Consider the following 25,509-nt stretch of genomic DNA (forward strand, 5'->3'; position numbering starts at 1 on the left):
TAGGGTACTCACATATAAAAGCATCCCGGGTGATGCGAAAGACCAATAAGCCCCTGCCGCGTAACACCACTGGTGATACCATGCTCATGAGGAACTATCGTTTTCCGGGTCGCTACGGTCCAGAATGGGGCAGCGGGGGAATATTCGGGCTGAAATATCACAACGGGACGCTCTACTTCACGCTGGCCTTTGAGGCGGAGGCGCACTTCATAGACCTCGGGAGCGGGGAGGAAAATGTTTACGACTTCACCCTCCTCGGAGACGCCCCGGCTAGCGGTGGCGACACCTACAACGCGGTCGAGACGGTTGATGAGTTCATATACTTCGGCGGCTGGGTTCACGCACCGGCGGTTTACAGGGAGGACAGGAGGATACTCTTCTACAACAAGTACTCCCACGTTCACGTTTACGATACCGAGAACGACTCCATAAGGTTGCTCTGGAAGGATTCCATCCACCACGAGACCGACTGGGCGGGAGAGGTGAGCGATATACTCTACGACCCCTACGGCGACAGGCTTCTCCTCGCGAGGGAGGACGGCCACGCCAACCTCGGCGTCTATGCCTTGGACAGAAGAACCGGAAAGGCCGAACCTTTGATTCACGAGCCGGTCCCCAAGGGAACCACGGTTCACGATGCTGCCTTTTTCGGCGTTGGGAACAACTTCACCGGCGGTCTGAGGGAGTTCCGGGCCCTCGACCTGGTGGATGGGAGATGGGAGACGTTCAAGCCCGGTGGAAGCGCTGACGGGCGGCCGTACATAAGGCCTGAGCTCGGGGCCATGGCCTCGGCGTACAACAGGGCCTTCGCCTTCGTCAGGGGAGGGGTTCTGGCGGGGAATCCCCTCATGGGCGAGGAGTTCAGGTTCTTCAGGCTCTTCGACTTCTACACCTTCTACGCCCCATTCAGGGTGAACGCGATAAACGTCGGCGGGGGCATTCTGACCGCCTTCAACGCGCACCACGACGCGGTTTACAGGCCAGGTTCCCAGGATGCCGGAATCGAGTGGGCCGCCACCAACACCGTCGTCGGGCCGAGCGTCCTCGTTTACTTTGCCCCGCCGATGGTCAGGATAGTCGGGGCATTCGGCGCCAGGGTGACGAGCATCGAGAAAGTCGGCGGAAGGCTCCTCGTTGCCACCAACACCGCCCCCAACACGGGCGCGACGGAGGCGACGCCCTTCGACACGGGGAACAGGGAGGTAGTGGTTCTCGACGAGAGGATAATTCAAGAGAGGCCGCCGGCGGTGAGCTTCTCCCTTCCGCTCGCGCTTCCGAGCGCCGCAAAGGGCCTTGGGGCGGGGACCTTCGGTGGAATCCCGCTGGACGGCTACCGTGAGCCGAGAATGGTTCTTCACCTCAGCGGCGACAACCGGCTGACGGTCTACGAGTACGACCTATCGCTCCCGGCGGGGGAGGCAGTCGCCGAGAGGTTCGACGTTAGGGCGGGGAAGAACATCCTTGAGCTGGACTCCTTCAGCGGCATCGTCAGCTTCGAGCTGGAGAAAGGGGATATGAAAGGAAAATTGAGAATAGAGCTCCGCTGAGCTCTCTTTTTTTCACAGCCTGAACTTGCTTATTATTGTCCGCAGCTGGGACACGATGTTTTTGAGGTCTTTGGCGGCTCTTTCGAGTTCTTCGGTTGCTGCGGTTTGTTCTTCCACTGCTGAACTGACTTCTTCTGCCGAGGCGGTGGTTTCCTCAGCACTGGCGGCTAAATTCTCAAGTGACTTCAAAGCATTCTCAACCTCATCCTGCGTCTTAACAATCTGCTCCTTAACCTCACTCATTCTCGAACTAGCATCCTGAAGCAGGTCGGCTATGTTGGTTAGGTACGTTATGGTTTCTCTGAGCGTGTCCGCGCTTTCACTTACCACGGTGACGCCCTTCTGGGTGCTGTCGACGGCGTCGCGGATTTCGCCGGTGATCTGGTCAATAATGTTCTTGATGTTGTCTGCAGCCTGCTTACTCTCCTCCGCAAGCTTCCTAATCTCCTGTGCGACAACCGCAAAGCCCCTTCCAGCCTCGCCAGCCCTCGCTGCTTCAATGGCCGCGTTTAAGGCGAGTAAGTTCGTCTGCTCGGCAATGTTGGTAATCACGTTCGTAATCTCCTCAATACTCCTACTCATCTCAGAGACTTTTCTGACTGTGCTTTCGATGCTGCTCATCATTTCTTGGATGCTTTCGATTTGTTTGGCTGAGATTTCGCCTTTTTGTCTGCCTTCGTTGGCTATTGTGACGACTTCGTTTACTGCTGCTTCGAATTCGTCCATTGCTCTGACGCTTTCGGCGCTTGTTTCTGAGACGAAGCGCATTCCTTCGGTTATTTCGTTGATGCTTTCCTGCTGTCTCTGTGCTTCAATGCTAACCTGCTGTACCGCTTCGTTAACCTGATTAATGGCTTCAGTCACGTCAGTCGTAATCTGGGTGAGAACGTTGGCCCTCTTGTCCAGTTCGTTGGTGACGTTGACTATCTCACTGATTAAGCCCTTGAGTTTGTGGGTTGTGTCTCTCAAGTCTTGGATGATTTCTTGGAGTTCGCCCCTGGCTTCGACGGTTAATCCGTTGCTTAAGTCGCCTTCGGCGAGGCGTTCGAGTTTTTCGCCTATGGTGTTGAGTGTTCCTACTAGGTCTTTTCCTACGGCTTCGAAGGCTTTTATGAGGGCTCCAATTTCATCGTCTTCAATGTAGTGGATTTGGTTGAGTTGCTTGCTCACGTCGCTTAATCTTCCTTCCGCGAGGGCTTGCGCGACACTCCTAAGCTCCTCAAGCGGCCTGAGGGTTCCTTTGAGGGTTCTGTAACCGAGGAACAGCATCAGGATTCCAACCAGGGACGCTATGAGGGACCCCATCACCGTTGTTTTGAGACTGTTATCGACGACCGCGTGGATGGACCCGGTTATCTTATCCGTGCTCTGGTCGAGGGTGTCGGATATCGCCTGGGTCAACGGGTCTGTAAGCTCGTGGAGCGGCACCGTGGCCAGGACTATCCACCCTGTGGTCTTCATCCTCTTGTATCCAGCGACCTTCTCCACGCCCTGGAAGGAGTAGACGACCCATCCCTTGTCCTTGTTCTTGTTCAGTTCCTCGACCAGGGACGCCAGGTTAGGGTCGTCTTTTATGTTGAACGTCTGAACCAGGCTCTCGTTGGGGTGCACGATGATGGTACCATCCTTGTTTATTATCGCTAGGTATCCACTCTGACCTATCGTTATTTCCTTTGACTGCTCTATGAGGGTGGAGACGAAGACGTCAACGCCAATGACACCGACGAGCTTACCGTTGATGTAAATAGGCTCCGAGTACGTGACTATCCACTTTCCGGTTGACGCGTCCTGGTACGGCTCCGTCCATATCGGGCCGTTCTTTGCCACCGCCTCCTGGTACCACGGTCTGGCCCTCGGGTCGTAACCCTCAGGCAGGGGTTCGTCGGGCCACATGTACATCCCGCCGCTCGTGCTTCCGAAATAAACGTAGGCTATGTTCGGGTCAAGGTCCTTCACGGACCTGAAGCGGTCCAGAAGAAACGCTCTGAACTGTGGATCGCTCTCGTCGTAGTTTGAATACGCAACTTTAACAGCTTCTATGGCCACGGTTCCCATAACGCGCATCTTTTCGAAGTAGTCGTCGAACAGCTTTGCACCCAGTTCAGCGGATCCCGTTGCTATCATCCCCGCCTCCTCAGTCACGGGCTCCTTGATTCCCTGCGCCATGAGCTGGGGAAGGTTGGTGTTCAGTTCCTTGTCAAGGGAGGTTCGTATGCTGTCCCTCATCACCATTGAGGAGTAGACCACGATGAGGGAGCCTATCAGTATGGTGATGATCAGGGCAGCGGCCATGGTCAGGATGATCTTTTTCTTAAACTGCATGGAAACCACCTCTCCCCTGTGGTCTGCTACGGTAGTCAGGCGACTAAATAGTATATCGATGTCTGACTATTGACGTTATACTGCTTAACACTTAAATCGCTTTTGTGTAGGGCGGTATGTAGGTAATTACTTTTCTCTTCTAGAAGCTTCGTCCTTCGGGGGAGATTCAACAACAGAAAACAGCAGTTTACGTGGTGAGGTTCGTCTATCATTCACGATGGAGAAAAGGCGGAGAATAAAGATATAAGAATGCACCTCATGCCTTTGAAAGGATGTTGTTCCATGAGTAGCTGGACTCTACGAGCTCTGCGACGGTAAGCCTCCCAATGGAGGTTACCTCCGGCTCGAAGTCCCTCAGCTTTTCAAGCACCTCCTCCTTTGAGATGGTTTCCCCGTCGAAGACCACGAAGCCGTTCTTTGCGTAGCCGTTGATGAACGCCCTCCATATCCGTCCGTCCTTGAGGAGCTCGTACTGTCTGGCGCGGGCCTCTTCGGGGGTTATCCTGCCGAACTTGAGGTCCATCCTGATAAGGGTCTTGTTGTAAACCCTCTCGCTCATCGCAATCACCTCGTGTTCAGGCCGAAGTAGTCCTCTATGTCTATGTAGGTCTTCCTGTAAAGCTCGCTGTTCTTCATCCGCTCAACGAACTCCTTCGTCCTGATGTATTTGTCCCTGTGGTAGTCCCAGTCCGGGTGCATTGCCTTCCACTCGTCCCAGGTGTAGCTGAACTGGGCCTGCACCTTGTCCCTGTAGAGCTCGGGAATCACGTTGAAGGTGCAGAAGGGCACCGTCCTGCCGTCCGGCATGGCGTAGTGGATGACGCAGCGCTCGACGCGCTCGACGTCGTAGTTGTACTCATCCATGAAGTGCATCATTCCGAGGAAGAGGGCGTTGGTGTGGAACTTTCCGAGGGCGTCGTAGTTGCCGTACATGAAGGCGTTCTTGATGAGGTCGAGGACTTTGATGCCCTCAGGTGCGTACTTGTCGTCGTAGAAGGAGCGGAACTTCATGAAGATCTCGGCCCCGAGCTTGAGCCTCTGGAACCTGCCCATGGTCTTCCAGTTCTCTATCTCCTCAGCCTTGCTCTCGAGGTACTCGACGAAGCCCTCGACGTCGAGGAACCTGCTTATCGGGACGACGCGCTTGTTCTCGCGGTCGAGGAAGACGTAGGTGGCAGCGCCACAGCAGTAGTGGCTGGTCATGTAGTAGCGGGAGCCGGTGAACGCCTCAAAGAAGCGCGCTATGTGTCCCGCTATCGGAATCGGGTACCAGTCGTCCATGGCTATTGCCCCGTTGGTCTGCTCCTCGATCCTCGCTATCGCCCCGGGAATCGTTATCCTGAAGCGCTGGCGCTCCTTCCGCGGAACCCTTCCGACGAGTGAGATGGGCTGGAAGTTAACACCCCTTATTATATCGATGTGGTTGAGGCCGAAGTTGATTATGGCACCGAGCTCGTGGTCGTTGACGTTCCTGATGGTGGTCGGGACGAGGACTATGCCGGGCCCGCCGACCTTCCTGACGTTCTCGAGGATGAGTGGAACCTCCCAGTGGTTCTTCCAGTTGGTCTGGGGGGTCATTCCGTCGTAGCTCATGTAGAGGGTATTAACGCCCGCTTCGCGGATCTTCTTTACCAGCTCTGGCTCGAAGGCGAGCTTTATTCCGTCGGTGTTGAGCTGGACGTGGTCGTAGCCTTCTTCCTTTGCGATTTTGATTATCTCGATGAGGTCTTCGCGGAGGGTGGGCTCGCCGCCGGTCAGCTGGACGGCGTTCGCCCCAACCGGGTGCTGCCTCTTGGCGTTGCGGAGCATCATGCGTATCTGCTCGAGGGTGGGCTCGTATATGGGCTGGCCCTCTTTGAGGTAAAAGAAACAATACCAGCAACTCAAATTACACCGGTTCGTCAGAACTATGTTGATGAGGTTCGTGTGGGAGAGGTGTCTAGCGCACATACCGCAGTCGAAGGGGCAGTTGACGCCCGTGTTCTCAACGTTTGTGCTCATGAGCTTGAAATCGAACTTCCACTTCTGGAAGCGGTAGTACTGATCAACGCTCTCGTAATAAACGTCGGTTATTATACCTTCGGGACAGCGTTTGGTTATCCAAACCTTCCCATCGTTCTCCCATATGAGGGCCGGAACGACCCTCCTCGTTTCGGGACAGATAGAATACGTCCTGTGGGGCAGGGGCCCTCCGTAGGCCCTGCTTGCACTCTTGAGCATGCGCTCAAACTCTTCCTCATTTATCTCTGGGAATTCGATAATATCCCTTATCCTGCGGGTTGATTCGGCGAACTCTTTTTCGCCGCTTGGAACTTCACCAACACTTTCGGCCATGGGTTTCACCCCTGCGTTTGACTTCTCCCTGTCTGCTTATTCCTCCAATCCCGGGGTATAAAAGCTTTTGCGTAAATATGCAAATTTTCCTGCATAGGTATGGGACATATGTGGGTAGCCGACGGAACCGTTCGATCCGAGGAAACCATTAAAAGCCGGCCGTACTATCCTTTGAGAGGTGGTAGAATGCCGGCGAGAGAGATGAGGATGGAGATGTTCCTGAGGGCTCTGCTAAAGCGGGACTTTTCCAGGGCCAAGGGGCACCTGGAGAAGCTCCAGAAGATGGCCGGCCCCGATGAGTGGGGCAGGGGCTACGGCAAGGCCATAAACGGCTTCATGAGCGCCATAAAGGACAACGACCCCAACTCCCTCATAGTCCAGCTCATCAGCGAGCACGACAGGGAGAAGGCGGAGAAGCTCCTCGAGCACTTCCAGGGGATACTCGAGCACGAGTTCAGGGACGAGTACGAGAAGGGCTACTACACCGCCTGGGTCGAGTTCCTCAAAGCCTATCTCTCCCAGAAGATGCTCTCATGAGGTGCTCCCATGGGGAAGGAAGAACTCATGAGGAAGCTTGAAGAGCGCATAAGGAACTGCCAGAAATGCCCGCTCGGGGGCCTTAGAACCAACGCCGTTCCCGGTTCCGGGAGCTATGACGCCAAGGTGATGTTCGTCGGCGAAGCGCCGGGCTACTGGGAGGACCAGAAGGGGTTACCCTTCGTCGGAAGGGCAGGGAAGGTACTCGACGAGCTCCTGGCTGAGATAGGTCTCACCAGGGATGAGGTTTACATAACCAACATAGTCAAGTGCCGCCCGCCCGAGAACCGTGACCCGCTGGAGGATGAGATAAAGGCCTGCTCCCCCTACCTCGACAGACAGATAGACATCATCCGGCCCAGGGTTATAGTTCCGCTCGGCAGGCACTCCATGAGGTACATCCTGGAGAAGTTCGGCTTTGACCCCGAACCCATAAGCAAGATACACGGAAAAACCTTCGAAACCCACACTCTCTTCGGGAAGATAATCATAATGCCGATGTATCACCCGGCCGCCGCACTTTACAGGCCGCCCATAAAGGAGGAGCTCAGAAAGGACTTTCTTAGGCTCGGGGAGCTCATCGGTTCCTCACTATGAACCTTTCTTCACCTTTCAATTACTATTCCGAGTGAACGGGAAACATCTGGCTTTTTTTAAGGCCCCTCCGGATTTAGATGAAGCTTTTTCTGAGAAAGGTTTTTATGGTAGTGGTGCGCATTAATGTACTTGAAAGTATCTCATAATGCAGGGCAACAGGAATGTTCACTGAAATGGCCATACAATATCATGGATCTGCATGGCAGTTCAGCAGTATTTTCGAAGGGCTGACAATATGCCAAAAATATTCCAGGAAAATTTATATATCGCCGATATTTATGGGTTTGAAACCCGTTGGAGGTGAAACCGTGTCGGACTTCGGGATACTGTCTCTGCTGCCACCGCTGGTGGCTATTATCTTGGCGATATGGACGAAGAGGGTTATCCTGGCGCTGTTTGCAGGTGTCTGGATTGGAGGTGTAATGGTCTCCGGCTGGAACCCGGTGACGGGAACCACCCAAACCCTCGACTGGATAGTAGGCAACGCCATCGATGACTGGAACGTCAAGATACTGCTCTTCGACTTCCTCATCGGTGCGGGCGTGGGACTGATATACAAGTCAGGAGGAGCGATGGCAATAGGCCGCGCCCTGGCGAGCAAAGTGCGCAGCAGCCGCGGCGCCGCGATGATGGGATGGCTCCTCGGTGTGCTCATATTCTTCGACGACTACACCAACACCATCATCGTCGGTAACACCATGAGGCCCATCACAGACAGGACCCGCGTTTCCCGTGAGATGCTCGCCTACATAGACGACTCGACTGCAGCACCCGTTGCGGGACTGGCGTTGGTCTCGACCTGGATAGGCTACGAGGTCGGCCTCATCGGCGACGCCTTCAAGGACCTCAACGTTGACTACGGCGCCTACGTCGCCTGGATGCACAGCGTTCCCTTCAGGTTCTACTCGATACTCGCGATAATACTGGTCTTCATCGTGGCCTTCACCCACAGGCACTACGGCCCGATGCTCCACGCGGAGTACCGCGCCAGGACCGAGGGCAAGGTCCTCCGCGACGGTGCGAAGCCACTCATGACAACCGAGGTTGACCTCGGCATGCCGAAGGAGGACGGCAGCGTCCACATATTCATCTGGCCGATACTGACGCTGATCTTCGTCACCCTCTACGGCATGTGGTACACCGGCGGCGGTGGCGCGGCCTACGCTGAAGGCGGCCTCATGGAGGTCCTTGGAAACTCCGACTCCGCCCTGGCGCTTCTCTGGGGTTCCTTCGCGATGGTCGTGGTCGCCTTCTTCCTCGTCTTGGTCATGAAGCGCATGACCATCGAGGAGGCCGAGGACGCCATCGTCCGCGGTATGAAGCAGATGGTCATAGCTAACACGATACTGCTCTTGGCGTGGAGCATCAAGAGCGCCACCGACGCCGTCGGGACCGCCCCGTACATCGTTGACATCGCCAAGAGCGCCGGCGTCACCGGCAGCTGGGTGCCGCTGATAGTGTTCCTCATCGCCATGTTCATCTCCTTCACAACCGGAACGAGCTGGGGAACCTTCAGCATCATGCTGCCCATCGCCATACCGCTCGCCTACGGCGTTACGGGCTACGTTGGCCCGGAGGTCTTCGCGGCCATCGGTGCGGTCTTCGCAGGAGGTATCTTCGGTGACCACTGCTCACCGATCAGCGACACGACCATCATGAGTTCGATGTTCTCCGGTTCGGACCACATAGACCACGTCACAACGCAGGTGCCATACGCGGTAACCGCATCGGGCGTCGGAGTATTCCTCTACATACTCTTTGGCTTCGGTGTCCACAGCTGGGCGGTACTCCTGCCGCTTGGCCTGATCCTCCTCGTCGGCGCCTGGTACTTCCTCAGCGAGTGGTACGGCAAGAAATACGGCATACCGCACGGAAAGGTTCCGGTGTACGTGGCCGAGGAGTGAACCTTTTCTTTTCCCTTTTCTCGCCACTTTTAAAAGGCCAAGGGCGCACTTTTCTCGGAGGTGAGAGGTTGCTCGTTAGAACCTTCGTTCCGGCCCACATAACGGCTTTCTTCGTTCCCAAGTTTCACGACGACCCGCTCAAGGCCGGCTCCCTTGGGGCCGGGGTAAACCTTGACAAGGGCGTCAACGTCTTCGCGAGCATAGAAACCGGCACCCTCGAGAGGCACGTGCACATCTCCTTCAACGGCGAGCCGGTTGGGAGGGAAAGGGCGGTCATAAGCTACTCCGTCGCGGATGAGATAGTTCCCGATGATTTTACTGGAGAGGTTGAAATCTGGCAGTACTTCGATTTCCCGAACGGCTACGGCTTTGGCAACAGCGCCGGCGGTGCCCTGGGAACCGCTCTGGCGCTGGGCTATGCCTTTGGGGGAACGTGGCTTAAAGCGGCTCAGGTAGCGCACAAGTACGAGGTCCTCAACAGGGGCGGCCTCGGGGACGTTGTGGGCCAGCTGGCCGGCGGGATAGAGGTCAGGGTTAGGGCCGGCGGCCCCGGCGTTGGTGTCGTTGACAACCTTTTCTTCGAGGATTACCAGGTTCTCGTCGTTCCCCTGGGCAAGCTCTCAACCAGAGAAGTTCTGGACGGTGACGTCGTGAAGGCCATAGAGCGCGAGGGGAGGGGAGCCCTCGAGAAGCTCCTTGGAGAGCCGAAGCCGGAGAGGATGATGGCCCTCGCGAGGGAATTCGCGGAGAAAACCGGCCTCTTAAACGGTGAACTCCTGGAACTGGCGAGGGAGCTTGACAGGGCGATTTCCATCCCCAGCTCCATGATAATGCTTGGTAGGGGCCTCTTTGCCCTTCTCCGCAAAGACGAGGTGGAGAATGCCAGAAACCTCCTTTCCGACCTCAACCTGCCCTACGACGTGACTGGAATCCACGAGGGTAGGCCAACGGTTGGCAGGTGGGTTGGCTAAACCCTTTTATCCCCCTCCCCCTAACTCCGTCTCAGGTGGTGAAGATGAAATACGCCGAACTGGCCGACCTTTACAGGCGCTTGGAAAAAACGACCCTCAAGACCCTCAAGACCAGATTCGTCTCTGATTTTCTCAAGAAGGCATCCGATGAGCTCCTCGAGATAATCCCCTACCTCATCCTCGGAAAGGTCTTCCCGGACTGGGATGAGAGAGAGCTTGGAGTCGGTGAGAAGCTCCTCATAAAGGCCGTTTCCATGGCAACGGGAGTTTCCGAGCGAGAAATCGAGGACTCCGTGAGAGACACCGGCGACCTCGGTGAGAGTGTTGCTTTAGCCCTGAAGAAGAAAAGACAGAAGAGCTTCTTCTCCCAGCCGCTGACCATAAAGCGCGTTTATGACACATTCGTGAAGATAGCCGAGGCCAGTGGGCAGGGGAGTCAGGACAGGAAGCTGAAGTACCTCGCCAACCTCTTCATGGACGCCGGACCGGAGGAGGGCAAGTACCTCGCCAGGACTGTCCTTGGAACCATGAGAACCGGCGTTGCAGAGGGACTCATGAGGGACGCCATAGCGAGCGCCTTTGGCGTCAAGGCCGAGCTCGTCGAGAGGGCCTACATGCTCACGAGCGACTTCGGATACGTCGCGAGGGTGGCCAAGCTTGAGGGCAACGACGGCCTCTCAAAGGTCAGAATCCAGGTGGGCAAGCCCATAAGGCCGATGCTCGCCCAGAACGCGGCCAACGTGAAGGAAGCGCTGACGGAGATGGGCGGAAAGGCGGCGTTCGAGATAAAATACGATGGGGCACGCGTTCAGGTTCACAAGGACGGCGGTAGGGTTGTTATATACTCCCGCAGGCTGGAGAACGTGACGAAGTCCATTCCGGAGGTTGTTGACGCCGTCCTGGAGAGCGTAAAAGCTGAAGAGGCCATCGTGGAGGGCGAGCTCGTCGCCGTAGGTGAAGGTGGAAAGCCCAGACCCTTCCAGTACGTGCTGAGGAGGTTCAGGCGGAAGTACAACATCGAGGAGATGATAGAGAAGATTCCCCTTGAGCTGAACCTCTTTGATGTCCTCTACGTTGACGGTGAGGGGCTGATAGACACCCCCTTCTCCGAGCGCAGGGAGAGACTTGAAGGGATAATCTCCCCGGGTGAGCGGATAAGGCTGGCGGAGCAGCTCGTTACAGATAACGCCGATGAGGCAGAGGCCTTTTACCAGCGCGCCCTTGAGCTCGGCCACGAGGGTCTGATGGCAAAGCGCCTGGATTCGGTTTACGAGCCCGGAAACAGGGGCAAGAAGTGGCTCAAGATAAAGCCCACTATGGAGGACCTCGACCTCGTCATAATCGGCGCCGAATGGGGCGAGGGAAGGCGCGCACACCTCCTCGGCTCCTTCCTGGTTGCGGCATTCGACCCGCACAGCGGCGAGTTCGTCCCGGTCGGAAAGGTCGGCAGTGGCTTCACCGACGAGGACTTGGCCGAGTTCACCAAGATGCTCAAGCCCCTCATAGTCCGCGAGGAGGGCAAGTACGTCGAGATAGAGCCGAAGGTTGTTATCCAGGTCACCTACCAGGAGATACAGAAAAGCCCGAAGTACGAGAGCGGCTTTGCCCTCCGCTTCCCGCGCTACGTCGCTTTGAGGGAGGACAAGAGTCCGGAGGAAGTGGACACAATCGAGCGCATAGCCCAGCTCTACGAGTTCCAGGAGAGGTTCAAGGCGAAGAGGTGACCTCGCTTTCCTCAGTTTCTTCAGCGTTTTCCCGCACTTCGCTCGTTTCTTCACCTTCCTCGGGAACCAGTTTTCCAGCCAGCTCGGCGGCCTTCTTTGCCATGAGTGGGGTGGCCAGCAGGAAGCCCGTTGAGAGTCCAGCAAGATACGCGATCACGTTTCCGGAATAGCCATCCACCATCGCCAGGGAGGGAAGGTCGTAGAGGGCGTGGGCAACCATCGAAAAGGCCAGCCCTGTGAAGCGCTTCCACCCGGTCTCGCCGAGCAGGAAGCCAACGGAAATAGCCGCCCAGATGGTGTGCAGTCCCATAAGCACTACCCTAACGGCCACCAGGTAGGGTTCTTGGTTCAGGGCGAAGATTCCTGCGGTGTACATTATTCCCTCTACAATCCCGAGGAAAAGGCCTGCCCCGATGACGAGCTTCCACCTCTCCCATTCCGGCGAGCGCCCGAAGAACTTCAGGGGCAGGAGCTTCACCGACTCCTCGATTATCCCGGCAGCGAAGGCCAGCGCAATCCACGTCTTGAGGAACAGGAGGGGCGCCTCAAGGAAGGATGCCACGACCAGACCGAGGATGCCGAAGGCAAATCCCTGAACCTTCCAGCCGCTCTCCGGAAAGGAGCGCCATCTCTGGAGGGTGTACTTGATTGCCAGCAGAACTGACAGGCCGCCGACCACCGTTATGATTCCGAAGTAGTACTCGATGACTTTTTCCGGTGTGAGCATGGTATTTTCTCCACCATTCCCCTTATTAACGTTGGCGTCAACTTTTTTAAATCCCGTGTGGATTTTCCTCTGGAACTGCCGAGAAATTTACATGAAGGTGTTCAAAATGGGGGACATGAAGGGCCAGCTCGTTGATATGTTCTTCTCGGAGGGGGCCATACTCTTCGGCCGCTTCGTTCTCACCTCCGGCAGGGAGAGCGACTACTACATCAACGTCAAGAAGCTCTCCACGAATCCCGGGGCGCTGAGGATAATCGCGAGGCTGATGGCCGAGAAGGCCAAGGCCCTTGGCATCGAGTTCGACCGCGTCGCCGGCCCGGAGCTCGGAGCCGTGCCGATAGCGACGGCCCTATCGCTGGAAACCGGAAAGCCCCTCGTCATAGTCCGCAAGAAGCCCAAGGGACACGGCACCGGAAGCCAGATCGAGGGAGAGGTAAAACCGGGCGAGAGGATACTCCTGGTCGAGGATGTCACAACGACCGGCGGAAGCGTTCTGCGCGCGGCCAGGGTTCTGGAGAAGGCTGGGGCGGAGATAGCCGCCATAAGCGTGGTGGTTGACAGGGAAGAAGGGGCCGGTGAGAGAATAGGGGAGAAGTACCGGTTTATCCCTCTGGTCACGGTTTCAGAGCTTTTTGCCCGCAGGGACTCTGCCGGAGTGGAGGAATGAGATTATCGCCTCGTAGAGCCTGTGGAGCATACCTTCCTTTTTCTCCCTTCCGAATATCCACTCGTTCAGGATGTCACCGCTCTCGGCTATCGCCCTCGATGCCTTGGCGTGGGGCGCGTAGTCGATGACCGGCCTTCCGTAGTTCGTCGCCTCGGGAACCCTGTGATCAAATGGTATGACGCCGACCACGGGCACGTCCACGCTGTACTCGAGAAAGTCGATTATGTCGTCCACACTCTGGGACGATTCCCGCACCTTGTTGAGTATCACGCCGACCTTGAGGCCGTATGCGTCCCCCAGCGATTTAAGCTTCACGACCTCGTTCTCGATCATTCTGTGGACGGAGTGTATCGGGCAGCGCTCTATTTCCACTATGATGAGCTGGTACTGGGCGAGCCGAAAGGTCGATATCGTATCGAAGGGTATGCCGACCGGGGAGTCTATTATGGTAACCCTGTACCGGGTTCCAATCTCCCTGACTATCTCCCTCAGTCTTTTCTGATCCAGGTTGATGACGTCGTAAAGCTTCGAGCTGCCAGGGAGTATGTCAACACCCGTTCTGGGGTCGTGGTACACCGCCTGAACAACCCTCATGTTCGGATTCTTCAGAAGGGTGTGGATGTTGTATTGGGGGTTATATATCCCGAAGTGAAAGGCGAGCTTTGGGAGGTACAGGTCACCGTCCACGACGAGCGAGCGGTAGCTCCTCCGTGAGAAGTACGTACTCAGGTTTGCGCTCATCGTTGTTTTTCCCGCACCTCCCCTCCCGGTGATGACTATGGATACCATTAACTGGGCCTCCGGCTGCATTAATTCCAAGAAAATTATTGAAAGGGGCTCAGATGTAGTCCCCTATTGTTTTGGCGCGAACCATTATGGCGGCCTTGTCTTGGCCGTAGAAGACCTCAACGAGACCGTCGGATTCCAGCTCCTTCACGGCCCTAAAGACCGCGGGTGCGGGTGTTTCGAGTTCAGCGCTCAGACTCTGGAGGGCGACCGCCCTCTTTTTTGTGGCGAGTACCTTATACACAGCATCTTTATGCCTGCCGAACATTCGGTGGCACCGTTACTAGTTACGTTAACGAACTAAATAAACCTTCCGTGAGCATGGTTGGCAGGTATCTAAGGGCAGGTTTATAAAGCGTATCGGGGAGGGAGGAGTATGCGGGGAATCGTTGAGAGGCTCGACCATGAGGGACTGGGCGTTGTACGTGTGGGAAAGAGGGAAATCCACGTTCCTTTCACTGCACCCGGCGACGTTGTTGAAGTGAGAAAATGGCGGAAGAAAAAACGGAAGCTAACCGCCACTGATTTTGAGGTCGTAGAACCCTCCGCCAGCAGAGTGGAACCGGTGTGTCCCAGTTTTGGGGTCTGCGGCGGGTGCCTTCTTCAGCACATCCCCTACGAGAGGCAGGTTGAGTTCAAGGCGGAGAAGCTCTCGGCCCTTCTTGGTATGGACGTCGAAGTTATTCCATCGCCCGTGATTTACGGTCACAGAAACCGCATCGATGTTGTCATTTCGACAAATGGTATTGGGTTCAGGAGGCGCGGCACATGGTGGGACGCGGTTGACATCGAGTGGTGCCCCGCCTTCGGCGAATCCAGCAGGAGGGTTCTCCGCTCCCTGAGGGAGTTTATAGAAGACCACACCCCTAGTCTGTACGAGATACGGAAGAACGAGGGTTTTCTGCGCTACATCGTCATCCGTGAGGGCAAGTTCACGGGCGAGCTGATGGTGAACCTCGTCACCTCGGAGGGCAGTCTCCCCGAGTCCTTCCCCGACTATTTTGGCTATGCGGACTCGGTGTACTGGAGCGTGAACCGGACCCCGAGCGACGTCTCCTACGGGGAGATAGAGCGCTTCTGGGGCAGTGAGTTCATACGGGAGCGGCTCGACGACGTTACCTACCTGATCCATCCAAACAGCTTCTTCCAGACGAACAGCCATCAGGCGGTCACCCTGGTGCGCAAGGTGGCTGAGCTCGTTGACGGTGAGAGAGTTCTTGACCTCTACTCTGGTGTGGGGACCTTCGGCATCTATCTGGCCAAAAGGGGATTCTCCGTTGAGGGAATCGAGATAAATCCCTTCGCGGTGGAGATGGCGAACAGAAACGCCGAGCTCAACGGCGTTGACGCCGCGTTCAGGGTGGGGCAGGACAGGGATGTTGAAAATCTTTCGGAATACGATACCATAATAGTTGATCCGCCAAGGGCGGGATTGCATCCCAAACTGATAAGGAAAATCTTAAAAGACAAACCGCAAAGCATCGTTTACGTCTCCTGCAATCCAAAGACCCTCAGAGCCAATCTCGACGAACTGGCGGGGGTTTATTCCCTGGAGGGGGCTGTGGGGATTGACATGTTCCCGCACACACCCCACGTGGAGACGGTTGTCAAACTTAAACTTGGGGTTTAATTTTAGAACCCCTGGGTTCAAAAACTTAATATACTTGGTCAGCATAGAGGTAAACAGGGGTGATGAAAATGCTTGACGAGAGAGATAACATCATAATCGAGATGCTCACCAAGGACGCCCGCACTCCGTTCACGGAGATAGCGAAGGTCCTGGGCATAAGTGAGACTGCCGTAAGGAAGCGCGTAAAGGCCCTGGAGGAGGCGGGGGTTATAAAGCAGTACACCGTCATCGTTGACCCGGCGAAGCTGGGCTACAACCTGGTCAGCCTTACGGGCGTTGACACGCTGCCCGAGAAGATATTTGACGTTGCCGAGAAGATCAAGGAGTTCGATTTTGTGAGGGAGGTTTACCTGACCAGCGGCGACCACATGATAATGGCCGAGGTCTGGGCAAGAGACGGAGAGGACCTGTCCGACATAATCTCCAACAAGATAGGCAGACTTGAGGGTGTCACCAAGGTCTGTCCGGCGATAATCCTTGAGAGGTTGAAGTGACCGTTCGGTTCGGACATTGACTTGGGCATCTTGCTCTGCTTTTCTTTTCATGAGTTTGCCTTTCGGGAATGGAAGTCGGTTAAAAGTTTAAATATTCCATCTGCAAAACTATTACTATGCCGGAAATAATATCGATAGGATATTTTATCAGAGATTTAATCGTTCTCGTGGCGACGTCCATAATCGTTGTTGTTCTGCTGGCTATGGGAGGAAAAACAAAGAAAAACCTCGGATTCAGCTATTTTATTCGGGCTTTCAATTCGCTCCTCCTCGCGTTTTCGCTGATCGTGGTGGCTCAGGTGATAGGCGTTCTCCTAAGGACTACCGTACTGAACAACGACCCCACGTACTCATGGATCCGTTCGGCTATGCTCACCGCCGGTGCCCTGCTGCTCCTCGTCTCCTCCGTCATGATATACCTGCCGTTTGCCCGCGGTGAATACATGATAGTCCCGATAGCCTCGGAACCGGCGGACTCCATCAGGTACGGTGCGTACTGGGGGGAGAGGGGCAGGGCGCACCTGATTTTTACGGAACTTACGAAACGCTACCGCATGCCGGGGATAGCCGTTACCAGGGATCCTCCCGACATGTTCCGTAGAAAGCTCGGTCTCAAGCTAATCCCGGTGATGTGGGTATCTACGGTTCAACACGGCGATGCAGTGAGTCCAACGAAGCTGGAGGTTATAATGGACAATCTCAGGAGGTTCCTTGAGACGGCCAATATTGATAAGGTAATCCTGATCGACTGTGTGGAGTACTTTATCCTGGAGAACGGAGAGGATGCGGTTCTTAAATTCATAACCAGCATCAAAGACTTTGCGACTCTTAATCGGGGACTTGTTATCGTGACCGTTGATAAGGAATCCCTGAACGAGAGAACATTCAGCATACTAACCTCTGAGCTGAAGCCCATTGCCGATCTTGAAAAAACCCTTGCCCGCTGAACTGGCCCACGTTCCATCCAGCCGTTTTAGGATTGTTCAGAATTGGTGGGGGCACGGGGATTTGAACCCCGGTCCGCGGGTTTCTCCGGGTCAGAGCTCCAAAGGCTCATCCCCAAATCAGCAAACCCGCAAGTCCTCATACCTCTGGAGCCCGCGATGATGGACCAGGCTACACCATGCCCCCGTCCAGCTTAACCTTAGCAGGGGCAGGTTTATAAGTTTTATGATTGGCGGAAGTTTTATTAACTTTGGCTTACAAAAATATTCTGGTGATTACTATGGAGGAGCCCGTGGTTATTGGAAAGGACAAATTCAAGATAAGCGACGACGAGACCGCCAGGAGGGAGCTCCGCATAGTCAAGGTCAGCGACAACGTGATTCAGGTTCAGGAAGAGGTGCACGGCATCATAGCCCTCGTCGGGGCGAGTTCCAGTGTCAACATTAAGAAGGAGGAACTCAAAAACCTCATCAAGGTGGCCAGGGAGGAGTTTGGCTGGACGGACATCTGCGAGTGAGGTCCCTCTCGTTCTTGCTCCCACACCCTTAGGCTTCCCGAATTTTGACTCCTTTTTGTGTATCATCGACGGTGATATTAACGTTTTATAAGCATAAAAGTGGTTAAAGCTATCGGTGGTTGCCAATGGCAGTTGGAGAAAAGATAACCCTCAGCGTGATCAAGGCCGACATCGGCGGCTGGCCGGGGCACTCGAGGGTGCACCCGCAGCTCGTCGAGACGGCCGAGGAAGTCCTCTCAAAGGCCGTCGAGGACGGAACCATCATCGACTTCTACGTCGCTACCTGCGGAGATGACCTTCAGCTCATCATGACCCACAGGAAGGGTGTTGACAGCTCCGAGATACACGGCCTGGCCTGGAAGGCCTTCGAGGAGGCCACCAAGGTTGCCAAGGAGCTCGGCCTCTACGGTGCCGGTCAGGACCTCCTCAAGGACGCCTTCAGCGGCAACATCCGTGGAATGGGTCCGGGAATAGCCGAGATGGAGATAACCCTCAGGAAGAGCGAGCCCGTTGTCACGTTCCACATGGACAAGACCGAGCCCGGCGCGTTCAATCTGCCGATATTCAGAATGTTCGCGGACCCGTTCAACACCGCCGGCCTCGTCATCGACCCGAACATGCACATGGGCTTCCGCTTCGAGGTCTGGGACATAAAGGAGCACAAGCGCGTGATCCTTAACACGCCGGAAGAAGTCTACGACCTCCTCGCCCTCATCGGCGCCAAGAGCAGGTACGTCATCAAGCGCGTCTTCCCGAAGGAGGGCCACAAGATAGCCAAGGACGAGCCGGTCGCTGTTGTGAGCACCGAGAAGCTCTTTGAGATAGCCGGCGAGTACATAGGGAAGGACGACCCGGTCGCCATCGTCCGCGCCCAGAGCGGACTGCCGGCCCTTGGCGAGGTTCTTGAGCCCTTCGCCTTCCCGCACCTCGTCAGCGGATGGATGAGGGGTTCCCACAACGGCCCGGTCATGCCAGTCGCGATGCACCAGGCCAACCCGACGAGGTTCGACGGCCCGCCGCGCGTCGTCGCCCTCGGCTGGCAGATAAGCCCAGAAGGAAAGCTCGTCGGTCCGGTTGACCTCTTCGACGACCCGGCCTTCGACGGCGCCAGGCAGAAGGCCGTCGAGATCGCCGAGTACATGCGCAGGCACGGCCCGTTCGAGCCCCACAGGCTCCCGATGGAGGACATGGAGTACACCACCCTCCCGGGCGTCCTCAAGAGGCTCGAGGAGAGGTTCGAGAAGATCGAGTGATCCCTTCCCTTTTCTCCTTTGGTTTCTGCAACGTTCCTCGGCCGTCCCGATTGCTAAGGTTTTTATAACCTCCCGCCCAACTTTTTTGATAGACTCATCGGAAGCCTTAAATATTCTTCAGCCCAAAACTAACACTCGGAGTGATACACAGGGGTGGGAGTCATGAAGTTCACAATTCTCAGGCTCAATCTGGACGAGAAGAAAGTGGAGAGTGAGGAGCTGGAGAGGGACGGGATATACGGGGTCATAGACTACGGCATAGAGGTTCACGAGAACCTCAAAACCTACGAGGTTGAGCCATACGACCCGAAGAACGTCGTTGTCATGGGGATGGGGCCCTTCTCGGGCTCGACCCTGCCTGGGGCCCACAGGCTCATGTTCTTCTTCCGTTCCCCCCTCTACGGAACCCTGTTCCCCTCCGCCATGGGCGGAGCGGCTTACGCCTTCAAGAACGTCGGCGTTGATTTCGTGACCTTCGAGGGCAAGGCCGAGAAGCCCGTCGTGGTTCTCCTCTACAACGATGGTGATAACGTTCGGGTGGAGCTCCACGAGATCGAGCTTGAGAAGGTCGTTGAAATCTGGAGGGGCTACAAGGATGAGGAAGGAGTTTATGCCCTCACTCAGTACCTCATCGATACCTTTGGCGATAAGTTTGACTTCGAGTACCGCATAGCCGTTGTAGGCCCCGCTGCTCTAAACACCAACTACGGCGCGATATTCTCCCAGGCGCTCAGGAAGGGGGAGAGGCTCGTAGGCAGCGAGGACTGGGCCGCCCGCGGAGGTTCCGGAAGCGTTCTCCTCCGTGCTCACAACGTCGTCGGAATAATCTTCGGCGGAAAGCCGAGGAAGAGGCCCTTCCCGGGTGAGGACATCGGCAACTTCAAAACCTCCAAGGGTATCGTTGAGGGTGTACACAAAAAGCCATACAACGAGATAATAAGCGAGAAAACCACCAAATACCGCTTCAACCCCAAGCTCAACACCGGCGGAACCTTCGGCGGCAACTACCCGGCCGAGGGCGACTTCGTTCCGATACTCAATTGGCAGATGCCATACATTCCAAAGGAGGAGCGCATTAAGATTCACGAGAACATAATGAAGCACTACTGGGAGCCCTTCAACGAAGAGGCTATAAAGCCCAAGAATTGGACGACCTGCGGCGAGCCGTGTCCCGTCGTCTGTAAGAAGTACCGCCGCGGCCACCACGTCGAGTACGAGCCCTACGAGGCCAACGGTCCGCTGAGCGGAAGCATAAGCCTCCGCGCCAGCGACATAAGCGTCCACGCGGCAGACGCGATGGGCTTCGACGCGATAGAGTTCGGCGGAACCGCCGCCTGGGTCCTTGAGCTCGTCCACCGCGGTCTGCTCAAACCGGAGGAGGTTGGTATAAGCAGAAAGCCGGAGTTCACGAAGGAGGCGCTCCTCGAGCGCCCGGTCGAGGCGAGCGAGGTCAACGCCAAGCTTGTGGCTGAGCTTGCCCACCTCGTGGCCTTCGCCGAGAACGAAACAGCCAAGATAATCGGCCTCGGCAAGAGGAAGGCGAGCGTAATCTTCGACGAGCGCTTCAAGGACAGGCTGAAGTACGGCGAGAGCTTCAAGGATTACGGTGTCTTCGTTCCGCTCGGCGAGAACGGAGAGATGACGCCGACGATGTACTGGGCAATAGGCAACTACATACCGCTCCCGATTCAGGGAAGGTACTGGACGTTCTACCAGTTCGGCGTCTTCCTCGAGCCCGAGGAGCTGGCTCAGAAGATAATCGCCTCGGCCCTCTGGGAGTTCTGGTACGACAACGTTGGCTGGTGCCGCTTCCACAGGGGCTGGATGAAGCCCGTCCTTAAGGCCCTCTTCATGGACGCCTACGGAGCCAACGTGGACATGGAGGAGCACGCCAGGAAGCAGCTCAAGAGGCTCATAGAGTACGCGAGGAAGGCCGGCTACACCCCGGCATTCTGGGACAGCATGCGCGTGATAGACCTCGTCGCCGCCGGAAGCGAGGAGTTCGGCAACGAGCGCTGGGCCGAAAGGTTCAGAATCGACAAGGTCGGCACCGCCAAGGAGTACCTCGAGAGGGTGCTCAGTGCATACAGCGAGATTCTGGGAGTGGAGTGGAGGTTTTGAGTTTTCATTTTAGTTTTCATTTTCCTATCTATTTGCGAAAAGAACGATTGTCGGTTTTCTATCCTATAAATGGCTCAAATCTAAAAATGTAAAAAATGTGGCTGGCTAATGATAATCAAGAAGCCTGAGGATATCGAGCGCTAAAAACGTTGGTATTGGTCCCCCCTGCTCATGATGTTCGCATGGGGCGTAAGAGAAAAAGCCATAGGGGCACTTTCTCAGCTCAAGCGCCTTTGCTATCTCTTCTTTCCCGTCAACCTTGGCCCCCATTGAGTTTAGAGCCAGCAAAGTGTACCTAGTTATTGGTAAAGACCACCACAGGGCGCCGTGTCTGTTGGATTTAATGAACTTAACCGTCTTTTTATCCCTATACCCGTACCCAAGCTCATTGAGGATTAGAACGGAATAAAGCGTTATTTCGAGCCTGATAATTTTTATTTTTGATATTTTGCTGCCAAAGCCCCCATCATCGTCCTTCAAGTCCAAAACGAAAGAGGTCACGGTTTCCTTCCATTGTTCATCGATCTCAATGCCCAGTTCCCTGCTCGTTACAAGCAGATAGTATATATCCTTTAGCAGGTAGTGGTTTTGATAAACCTCTGAAAGGTTCAAGTTGGCGATGAAGCTTTTCAGACGGGGTTCTACTCTCGTTTTAAGATCGCTGTTGGACACACCAAGCTCCTTTAGTGCCTCATATTCCGCCCATATTAGGCTCGGTTTACTTTCCCTCGAGATTTCAGTGAGTAGGTAGTTTCTGACTGTCGTCTCATTGGGTACCGTTGAATTCAAAAGCTTAAGAGTCATTACAGAGAAGGCAGTGCCCACGGGATTTGGCACTATGTAGTTTGGAATGTTTATGAAACCTCCGAGCGGCCCTTCAAGGGACCGCAGGTAGCTTACAGTATCTGCCCCAACTTCTCCTTCTGCATAGGTTATCGTCTCCACCGCCCAATGGGTGGTGTCGATGTATCCCTTTTTAGCACCTCTCGTGCCAGAGTATGAGCCGTCAGGGCACTTGTATTTCTGAATACTCGTTAGTATTTTTCTTCTTAGTGTTTCGTTTTTGACGTGTTCCTCCCATATAAATCGTGCCAGGGTGTTGAGGTCGAAGAAACCAAGGTTCTCTATTCTACGGGATGCCTCATTAAACACAGTTCTCGCAGTCTCATTCATCGCGGCATAGTTTGGTATTTCATCGGGAGAATATCCCGATTCCAGGAGAAGCTCCCTGAGCTGAAGGAAGTTCCACAAAAACTCCAGTGAGTGCTCCGGTCTCAACTCGAGCCATAGGAACATGGAAACTTTCTTTGCTAGGGTGGAATTAAGTAGAATGAGGGTTTTTGCATGCAAGAAGGTCTCATTTGACTTCTTCATGTCCTCAAGGATGAAATTTTCGAAGGCCTCTCTGTTTCTGGGACTCATATTGAACTCTTTAAAGAGTGATAACAGGTAATAAGCATCAAGAACCGAAGGATAATTCCGACCGCTGTAAAAATTCTCCTCTTCTTCCCTCAGGAACTCCCTGGTTTTTTCGGGGTCTGTTGGACTCAGGTTCAGGAGGGTCAGCGTCATGATACCGTGATATGTATGATACAGGCTTGGAAGTATTGTAAATGAGACGTCGCCGTTCCAGCCACCTGTAACCGGGTCCTGAGCGAGGTAAAGGCGCTTTACCGTCCAGTTTACCCAGGAGGGGGTTGTTATATTGAGCGCGGTGGCGTTTTCAGTGTGCGTTTTCGTTATTGAAATGATGGCCGTGATGCTCAATAAAATCAAAAGGGTAGCCAGGATTTTTTTCCTCATCGTTCCACCTCAAAACGCGGATGAATCTATTGCCACATACGTGCTCGCGGAGAGGCTTTCGTTTTTGCAATATATAATTCAACTTACCTTTATAAGCTTTTCATTTTACTATAAGTAAGCTTTCTTCGTTTTTTTCTAGTACAAATTTTTTCGGAGTTGGTTTTTCCAGTGGAATCGACGAAAATAAGCCTGAGTAAAAGAGTTGTATGGTCATGCAATAGCTAAACCCTTATATCCCCCTCTTTCCCTCAGGTTTTCGGGTGAGAACAATGCGGGCAGTTGTCATAGGCTCCGGAATCGGCGGCCTTCTGACGGCCTCTTTCCTGTCTAAAAACGGTTACGATGTCACTGTCATTGAAAAATCGCCCTACATCGGGGGGCGCTTCACGAATCTGGATTACCAGGGCTTTGGATTGTCCACAGGCGCTTTTCACATGCTCCCCCACGGTGAGGACGGGCCTTTGGCTCACCTCCTCAAGCTTCTCAATGCGGACGTCCAAATCGTGAACTCGAATCCAAAGGGCATGATTCTCTACGGTGGAAAAACCTTCCACTACCGCGATGGCTGGAAGTATCTGAGCTTAACCGAGAAGGCCAGGGCTACAAAGCTCCTTCTCGACATCAAGAGGAACAAACTGCCAACCGGGGAAGAGGCCGAGATGAGCGGCCGCGAGTGGATAAAGGAAAAGATAGGCGACAACGAGTTCGTTGACCTCTTCATCAAAAGCTTCCTAGGCTGGGCCGACAGCGTCTTAGACGTTCCGGCGGGGGAGCTGGCGAGGGAGATAAAGGCGGCGCTGAGATGGGGCGGGCCCGGCCTGGTGAAAGGTGGTTGCAAGTCGATTCCCGGCGCGTTGAGCTCAATAATCCTCGGCAACAGCGGAAGGATAATCACAAGGAAGAGAGCCATTGAAATCGACGCCGATGCCAAGAAGGTCGTAACCTCCGACGGCGACGAGCTGCAGTACGACGTGCTGATTTCCAACGTCGGAGTAAAGGAGACCGTCGAGCTGATCGGCAGGGAGAACTTCGACCGTGAGTATCTCAAGCGCGTTGATTCGCTGAAGCCGAGCGAGGGCATAAAGTACAACGTGGCACTAAAGGGTGAGCCGGGGATAGGCAACACCGTCGTCTTCACCCTCGACACGGAGAGGATAAACGGCTACAACGAGCCCTCCTCACTGAGCCCGGAGCTCGCTAAGGAAGGCTACACCCTGATAATGCTCCACCACGCACTCCAAGGCAGAAACGTTAAGGCCGAGCAGAGGAAGGGAATAGAGGACATCTACCGCATCTTCCCGAACCTCGATGAAGGGGGTGAGATTCTGCTCGTCCAGACCTACCTCGATGGGAATCCCGTGAATAGGGTGGCGAGCGGCCAGACCGTTGAGGACTTCCCGATAAGCGATGTTTACATCGTTGGCGATGCCTACAAGCCGCCCGGAGGAATAGAGGTTGAGGGCATCGCCCTCGGCGTCATGAGGACGCTTGAGAGACTCGGAGTGAGAAGCTTCTCCGAGTGGTATCTCTGAGGGGAGCCGCCCTTTTGGGGCTTGCTATTCTTTACCTTTGCCAACTTATTTTCCAGCCTTTCGAACCTTTTTCCAGTGAACAGCCCTGGCTCCTAACGAACGTTTTTATCCTCCCCCGCGTATTTATCCATCCCGGAGGTGATGCTCATGAAGAGGGTTGTAATAGCCTTGGGCGGTAACGCTATTCTCCAGCGCGGTCAAAAGGGAACCTACAAGGAGCAGATGGCCAACGTCATGAAGACTGCCAGGCAGATAGTGGATATAATCCTAGACGGCGACTATGAGGTCGTAATCACCCACGGTAACGGTCCCCAGGTCGGTGCTTTGCTCCTCCACATGGACGCCGGTCAGGCCACCCACGGCATTCCGGCCCAGCCGATGGACGTTGCCGGCGCGATGACCCAGGGGCAGATAGGGTACATGATACAGCAGGCGATAAGGAACGAGCTGAAGAGGCGCGGAATAGACAGGCCGGTGGCGACGATAGTCACTCAGACCATCGTTGATAAGAACGACCCTGCCTTCCAGCACCCGAGCAAGCCGGTTGGGCCATTCTACGACGAAGAAACAGCGAAGAAGCTCGCGAAGGAGAAGGGCTGGGTCGTCGTGGAGGACTCCGGCAGGGGCTGGAGGCGCGTTGTGCCGAGCCCGGACCCGATAGGGCACGTCGAGGCGGAGATCATCCAGGACCTCGTTGAGAAGGGCTTCATAGTGATCACCAGCGGCGGCGGTGGAGTTCCGGTCATCGAGGAAGACGGCCAGCTTAAAGGTGTAGAGGCGGTTATAGACAAGGATCTGGCCGGGGAGAGACTCGCTGAGGAGGTAAACGCGGACATATTCATGATCCTCACGGACGTGAACGGCGCGGCGGTGAACTTCGGAAAACCCGACGAGAGATGGCTCGGGGAGGTCACTGTCGGGGAGCTCAGGAAGTACTACGAGGAGGGCCACTTCAAGAAGGGAAGCATGGGTCCGAAGGTTTTAGCCGCGATAAGATTCGTCGAGTGGGGCGGCGAGAGGGCGGTTATAGCGGCGCTCGACAGGGCCGTTGAGGCCCTCGAAGGAAAGACCGGAACGCAGGTCATAAAGGGCTGAACC

The 25,509-nt window shown here is 55.2% G+C and carries 22 protein-coding genes and 1 tRNA gene; 15 read left to right on the plus strand and 8 right to left on the minus strand.

The genetic code is table 11. From position 1 onward, the window contains the following. The first annotated feature begins 80 nt into the window (after positions 1–80). Entirely contained in the window at positions 81–1,547 is a 1,467-nt protein-coding gene (locus tag FPV09_RS09450; protein WP_148883218.1) for a DUF2139 domain-containing protein, read from the plus strand. Between the two features lie 12 nt (positions 1,548–1,559). On the opposite strand, the gene FPV09_RS09455 is transcribed toward FPV09_RS09450, so the two are convergent. From FPV09_RS09455 to tes, 3 genes are all read right to left on the minus strand, one after another. Then, positions 1,560–3,869, minus strand: coding sequence for a methyl-accepting chemotaxis protein (locus tag FPV09_RS09455; RefSeq protein ID WP_148883219.1), 2,310 nt, complete (start codon positions 3,867–3,869; stop codon positions 1,560–1,562). 256 nt (positions 3,870–4,125) lie between these two features. Then, positions 4,126–4,428 carry a DUF3213 domain-containing protein gene (locus tag FPV09_RS09460; RefSeq protein ID WP_148883220.1) on the minus strand — a complete coding sequence of 101 codons (303 nt, stop codon included), beginning with the start codon at positions 4,426–4,428 and terminating at the stop codon, positions 4,126–4,128. A gap of 5 nt (positions 4,429–4,433) precedes the next feature. Next, positions 4,434–6,203 carry a tetraether lipid synthase Tes gene (gene tes, locus FPV09_RS09465; protein WP_148883221.1) on the minus strand — a complete coding sequence of 590 codons (1,770 nt, stop codon included), beginning with the start codon at positions 6,201–6,203 and terminating at the stop codon, positions 4,434–4,436. A gap of 186 nt (positions 6,204–6,389) precedes the next feature. On the opposite strand from tes, the gene FPV09_RS09470 reads away from it, so the two are divergent. The 5 genes from FPV09_RS09470 to FPV09_RS09490 all read left to right on the plus strand — a co-directional run bounded on the left by FPV09_RS09470 (position 6,390) and on the right by FPV09_RS09490 (position 11,936). Continuing rightward, positions 6,390–6,740, plus strand: coding sequence for a hypothetical protein (locus FPV09_RS09470; RefSeq protein WP_148883222.1), 351 nt, complete (start codon positions 6,390–6,392; stop codon positions 6,738–6,740). Between the two features lie 9 nt (positions 6,741–6,749). Continuing rightward, complete coding sequence (gene udg / locus FPV09_RS09475; RefSeq protein ID WP_148883223.1) at positions 6,750–7,337, plus strand: type-4 uracil-DNA glycosylase; 588 nt, start codon at positions 6,750–6,752, stop codon at positions 7,335–7,337. A gap of 308 nt (positions 7,338–7,645) precedes the next feature. Next, positions 7,646–9,241, plus strand: coding sequence for a Na+/H+ antiporter NhaC family protein (locus FPV09_RS09480; protein WP_148883224.1), 1,596 nt, complete (start codon positions 7,646–7,648; stop codon positions 9,239–9,241). Between the two features lie 68 nt (positions 9,242–9,309). Further along, positions 9,310–10,212, plus strand: coding sequence for a pantoate kinase (locus FPV09_RS09485; protein ID WP_148883225.1), 903 nt, complete (start codon positions 9,310–9,312; stop codon positions 10,210–10,212). Between the two features lie 44 nt (positions 10,213–10,256). Continuing rightward, the gene (locus tag FPV09_RS09490; RefSeq protein ID WP_148883812.1) at positions 10,257–11,936 is read left to right on the plus strand and encodes an ATP-dependent DNA ligase; all 1,680 of its coding nucleotides are present in this window, start codon (positions 10,257–10,259) and stop codon (positions 11,934–11,936) included. Here the strand turns inward: FPV09_RS09490 and FPV09_RS09495 are convergent. Next, positions 11,920–12,663, minus strand: a complete 744-nt coding sequence (locus FPV09_RS09495; protein ID WP_148883226.1) for a hypothetical protein — start codon at positions 12,661–12,663, stop codon at positions 11,920–11,922. The two genes, FPV09_RS09490 and FPV09_RS09495, sit on opposite strands and share 17 nt — an antisense overlap. Positions 12,664–12,778: 115 nt before the next feature. On the opposite strand from FPV09_RS09495, the gene pyrE reads away from it, so the two are divergent. Then, the gene (gene pyrE / locus FPV09_RS09500) at positions 12,779–13,330 is read left to right on the plus strand and encodes an orotate phosphoribosyltransferase (protein ID WP_148883813.1); all 552 of its coding nucleotides are present in this window, start codon (positions 12,779–12,781) and stop codon (positions 13,328–13,330) included. Here pyrE and FPV09_RS09505 read toward each other — a convergent pair. Both FPV09_RS09505 and FPV09_RS09510 read right to left on the minus strand, forming a co-directional pair. Further along, positions 13,286–14,119, minus strand: a complete 834-nt coding sequence (locus FPV09_RS09505) for a MinD/ParA family ATP-binding protein (RefSeq protein WP_148883227.1) — start codon at positions 14,117–14,119, stop codon at positions 13,286–13,288. The two genes, pyrE and FPV09_RS09505, sit on opposite strands and share 45 nt — an antisense overlap. 49 nt (positions 14,120–14,168) lie before the next feature. Continuing rightward, positions 14,169–14,384: a helix-turn-helix domain-containing protein gene (locus FPV09_RS09510; protein ID WP_058939761.1), complete on the minus strand. Its 216-nt coding sequence runs from the start codon at positions 14,382–14,384 to the stop codon at positions 14,169–14,171. Between the two features lie 108 nt (positions 14,385–14,492). Between FPV09_RS09510 and rlmD the strand changes: the two genes are divergently transcribed. The 3 genes from rlmD (at position 14,493) to FPV09_RS09525 (ending at position 17,187) form a co-directional block, all read left to right on the plus strand. Continuing rightward, a complete protein-coding gene (rlmD, locus tag FPV09_RS09515) occupies positions 14,493–15,746 on the plus strand; it encodes a 23S rRNA (uracil(1939)-C(5))-methyltransferase RlmD (protein WP_148883228.1) in 1,254 nt (417 codons plus the stop codon). A 68-nt stretch (positions 15,747–15,814) separates the two neighbouring features. Then, positions 15,815–16,240, plus strand: a complete 426-nt coding sequence (lrpA, locus tag FPV09_RS09520) for an HTH-type transcriptional regulator LrpA (RefSeq protein ID WP_058939759.1) — start codon at positions 15,815–15,817, stop codon at positions 16,238–16,240. A gap of 116 nt (positions 16,241–16,356) precedes the next feature. Beyond that, complete coding sequence (locus tag FPV09_RS09525) at positions 16,357–17,187, plus strand: DUF835 domain-containing protein (RefSeq protein WP_148883229.1); 831 nt, start codon at positions 16,357–16,359, stop codon at positions 17,185–17,187. 43 nt (positions 17,188–17,230) lie between these two features. On the opposite strand, the gene FPV09_RS09530 is transcribed toward FPV09_RS09525, so the two are convergent. Next, positions 17,231–17,371, minus strand: a tRNA-Trp gene (locus FPV09_RS09530). A gap of 94 nt (positions 17,372–17,465) precedes the next feature. Between FPV09_RS09530 and FPV09_RS09535 the strand changes: the two genes are divergently transcribed. The 3 genes from FPV09_RS09535 (at position 17,466) to gor (ending at position 21,076) form a co-directional block, all read left to right on the plus strand. Next, entirely contained in the window at positions 17,466–17,702 is a 237-nt protein-coding gene (locus tag FPV09_RS09535; protein ID WP_058939757.1) for a hypothetical protein, read from the plus strand. A 125-nt stretch (positions 17,703–17,827) separates the two neighbouring features. Then, entirely contained in the window at positions 17,828–18,955 is a 1,128-nt protein-coding gene (gene fbp / locus FPV09_RS09540) for a fructose-1,6-bisphosphate aldolase/phosphatase (protein WP_148883230.1), read from the plus strand. Positions 18,956–19,117: 162 nt separating this feature from the next. Further along, positions 19,118–21,076 (plus strand): glyceraldehyde-3-phosphate:ferredoxin oxidoreductase, encoded by a 1,959-nt coding sequence (gor, locus tag FPV09_RS09545; protein WP_148883231.1) that lies wholly within the window; start codon positions 19,118–19,120, stop codon positions 21,074–21,076. A 105-nt stretch (positions 21,077–21,181) separates the two neighbouring features. Here gor and FPV09_RS09550 read toward each other — a convergent pair whose 3' ends face one another. Beyond that, positions 21,182–22,879 carry a prenyltransferase/squalene oxidase repeat-containing protein gene (locus FPV09_RS09550; protein ID WP_148883232.1) on the minus strand — a complete coding sequence of 566 codons (1,698 nt, stop codon included), beginning with the start codon at positions 22,877–22,879 and terminating at the stop codon, positions 21,182–21,184. Between the two features lie 269 nt (positions 22,880–23,148). Here FPV09_RS09550 and FPV09_RS09555 point away from each other — a divergent pair, with 269 nt between their 5' ends. Further along, complete coding sequence (locus tag FPV09_RS09555) at positions 23,149–24,411, plus strand: phytoene desaturase family protein (RefSeq protein WP_148883814.1); 1,263 nt, start codon at positions 23,149–23,151, stop codon at positions 24,409–24,411. Positions 24,412–24,558: 147 nt separating this feature from the next. Beyond that, positions 24,559–25,506 carry a carbamate kinase gene (arcC, locus tag FPV09_RS09560; protein WP_148883815.1) on the plus strand — a complete coding sequence of 316 codons (948 nt, stop codon included), beginning with the start codon at positions 24,559–24,561 and terminating at the stop codon, positions 25,504–25,506. Positions 25,507–25,509 lie beyond the last annotated feature (3 nt).

The sequence above is a fragment of the Thermococcus aciditolerans genome (assembly GCF_008152015.1).
Classification (GTDB): Archaea; Methanobacteriota_B; Thermococci; order Thermococcales; family Thermococcaceae; genus Thermococcus; species Thermococcus celericrescens.

What these genes read in the sequence shown, in the direction of transcription:
- FPV09_RS09450 (WP_148883218.1), top strand. Translation starts at nt 81, where the DNA reads ATGCTCATGAGGAACTATCGTTTTCCGGGTCGCTACGGTCCAGAATGG.
- FPV09_RS09455 (WP_148883219.1), bottom strand. Translation starts at nt 3,869, where the DNA reads ATGCAGTTTAAGAAAAAGATCATCCTGACCATGGCCGCTGCCCTGATC.
- FPV09_RS09460 (WP_148883220.1), bottom strand. Translation starts at nt 4,428, where the DNA reads ATGAGCGAGAGGGTTTACAACAAGACCCTTATCAGGATGGACCTCAAG.
- tes (WP_148883221.1), bottom strand. Translation starts at nt 6,203, where the DNA reads ATGGCCGAAAGTGTTGGTGAAGTTCCAAGCGGCGAAAAAGAGTTCGCC.
- FPV09_RS09470 (WP_148883222.1), top strand. Translation starts at nt 6,390, where the DNA reads ATGCCGGCGAGAGAGATGAGGATGGAGATGTTCCTGAGGGCTCTGCTA.
- udg (WP_148883223.1), top strand. Translation starts at nt 6,750, where the DNA reads ATGGGGAAGGAAGAACTCATGAGGAAGCTTGAAGAGCGCATAAGGAAC.
- FPV09_RS09490 (WP_148883812.1), top strand. Translation starts at nt 10,257, where the DNA reads ATGAAATACGCCGAACTGGCCGACCTTTACAGGCGCTTGGAAAAAACG.
- FPV09_RS09495 (WP_148883226.1), bottom strand. Translation starts at nt 12,663, where the DNA reads ATGCTCACACCGGAAAAAGTCATCGAGTACTACTTCGGAATCATAACG.
- pyrE (WP_148883813.1), top strand. Translation starts at nt 12,779, where the DNA reads ATGAAGGGCCAGCTCGTTGATATGTTCTTCTCGGAGGGGGCCATACTC.
- FPV09_RS09505 (WP_148883227.1), bottom strand. Translation starts at nt 14,119, where the DNA reads ATGGTATCCATAGTCATCACCGGGAGGGGAGGTGCGGGAAAAACAACG.
- FPV09_RS09510 (WP_058939761.1), bottom strand. Translation starts at nt 14,384, where the DNA reads ATGTTCGGCAGGCATAAAGATGCTGTGTATAAGGTACTCGCCACAAAA.
- rlmD (WP_148883228.1), top strand. Translation starts at nt 14,493, where the DNA reads ATGCGGGGAATCGTTGAGAGGCTCGACCATGAGGGACTGGGCGTTGTA.
- lrpA (WP_058939759.1), top strand. Translation starts at nt 15,815, where the DNA reads ATGCTTGACGAGAGAGATAACATCATAATCGAGATGCTCACCAAGGAC.
- FPV09_RS09525 (WP_148883229.1), top strand. Translation starts at nt 16,357, where the DNA reads ATGCCGGAAATAATATCGATAGGATATTTTATCAGAGATTTAATCGTT.
- FPV09_RS09535 (WP_058939757.1), top strand. Translation starts at nt 17,466, where the DNA reads ATGGAGGAGCCCGTGGTTATTGGAAAGGACAAATTCAAGATAAGCGAC.
- fbp (WP_148883230.1), top strand. Translation starts at nt 17,828, where the DNA reads ATGGCAGTTGGAGAAAAGATAACCCTCAGCGTGATCAAGGCCGACATC.
- gor (WP_148883231.1), top strand. Translation starts at nt 19,118, where the DNA reads ATGAAGTTCACAATTCTCAGGCTCAATCTGGACGAGAAGAAAGTGGAG.
- FPV09_RS09550 (WP_148883232.1), bottom strand. Translation starts at nt 22,879, where the DNA reads ATGAGGAAAAAAATCCTGGCTACCCTTTTGATTTTATTGAGCATCACG.
- FPV09_RS09555 (WP_148883814.1), top strand. Translation starts at nt 23,149, where the DNA reads ATGCGGGCAGTTGTCATAGGCTCCGGAATCGGCGGCCTTCTGACGGCC.
- arcC (WP_148883815.1), top strand. Translation starts at nt 24,559, where the DNA reads ATGAAGAGGGTTGTAATAGCCTTGGGCGGTAACGCTATTCTCCAGCGC.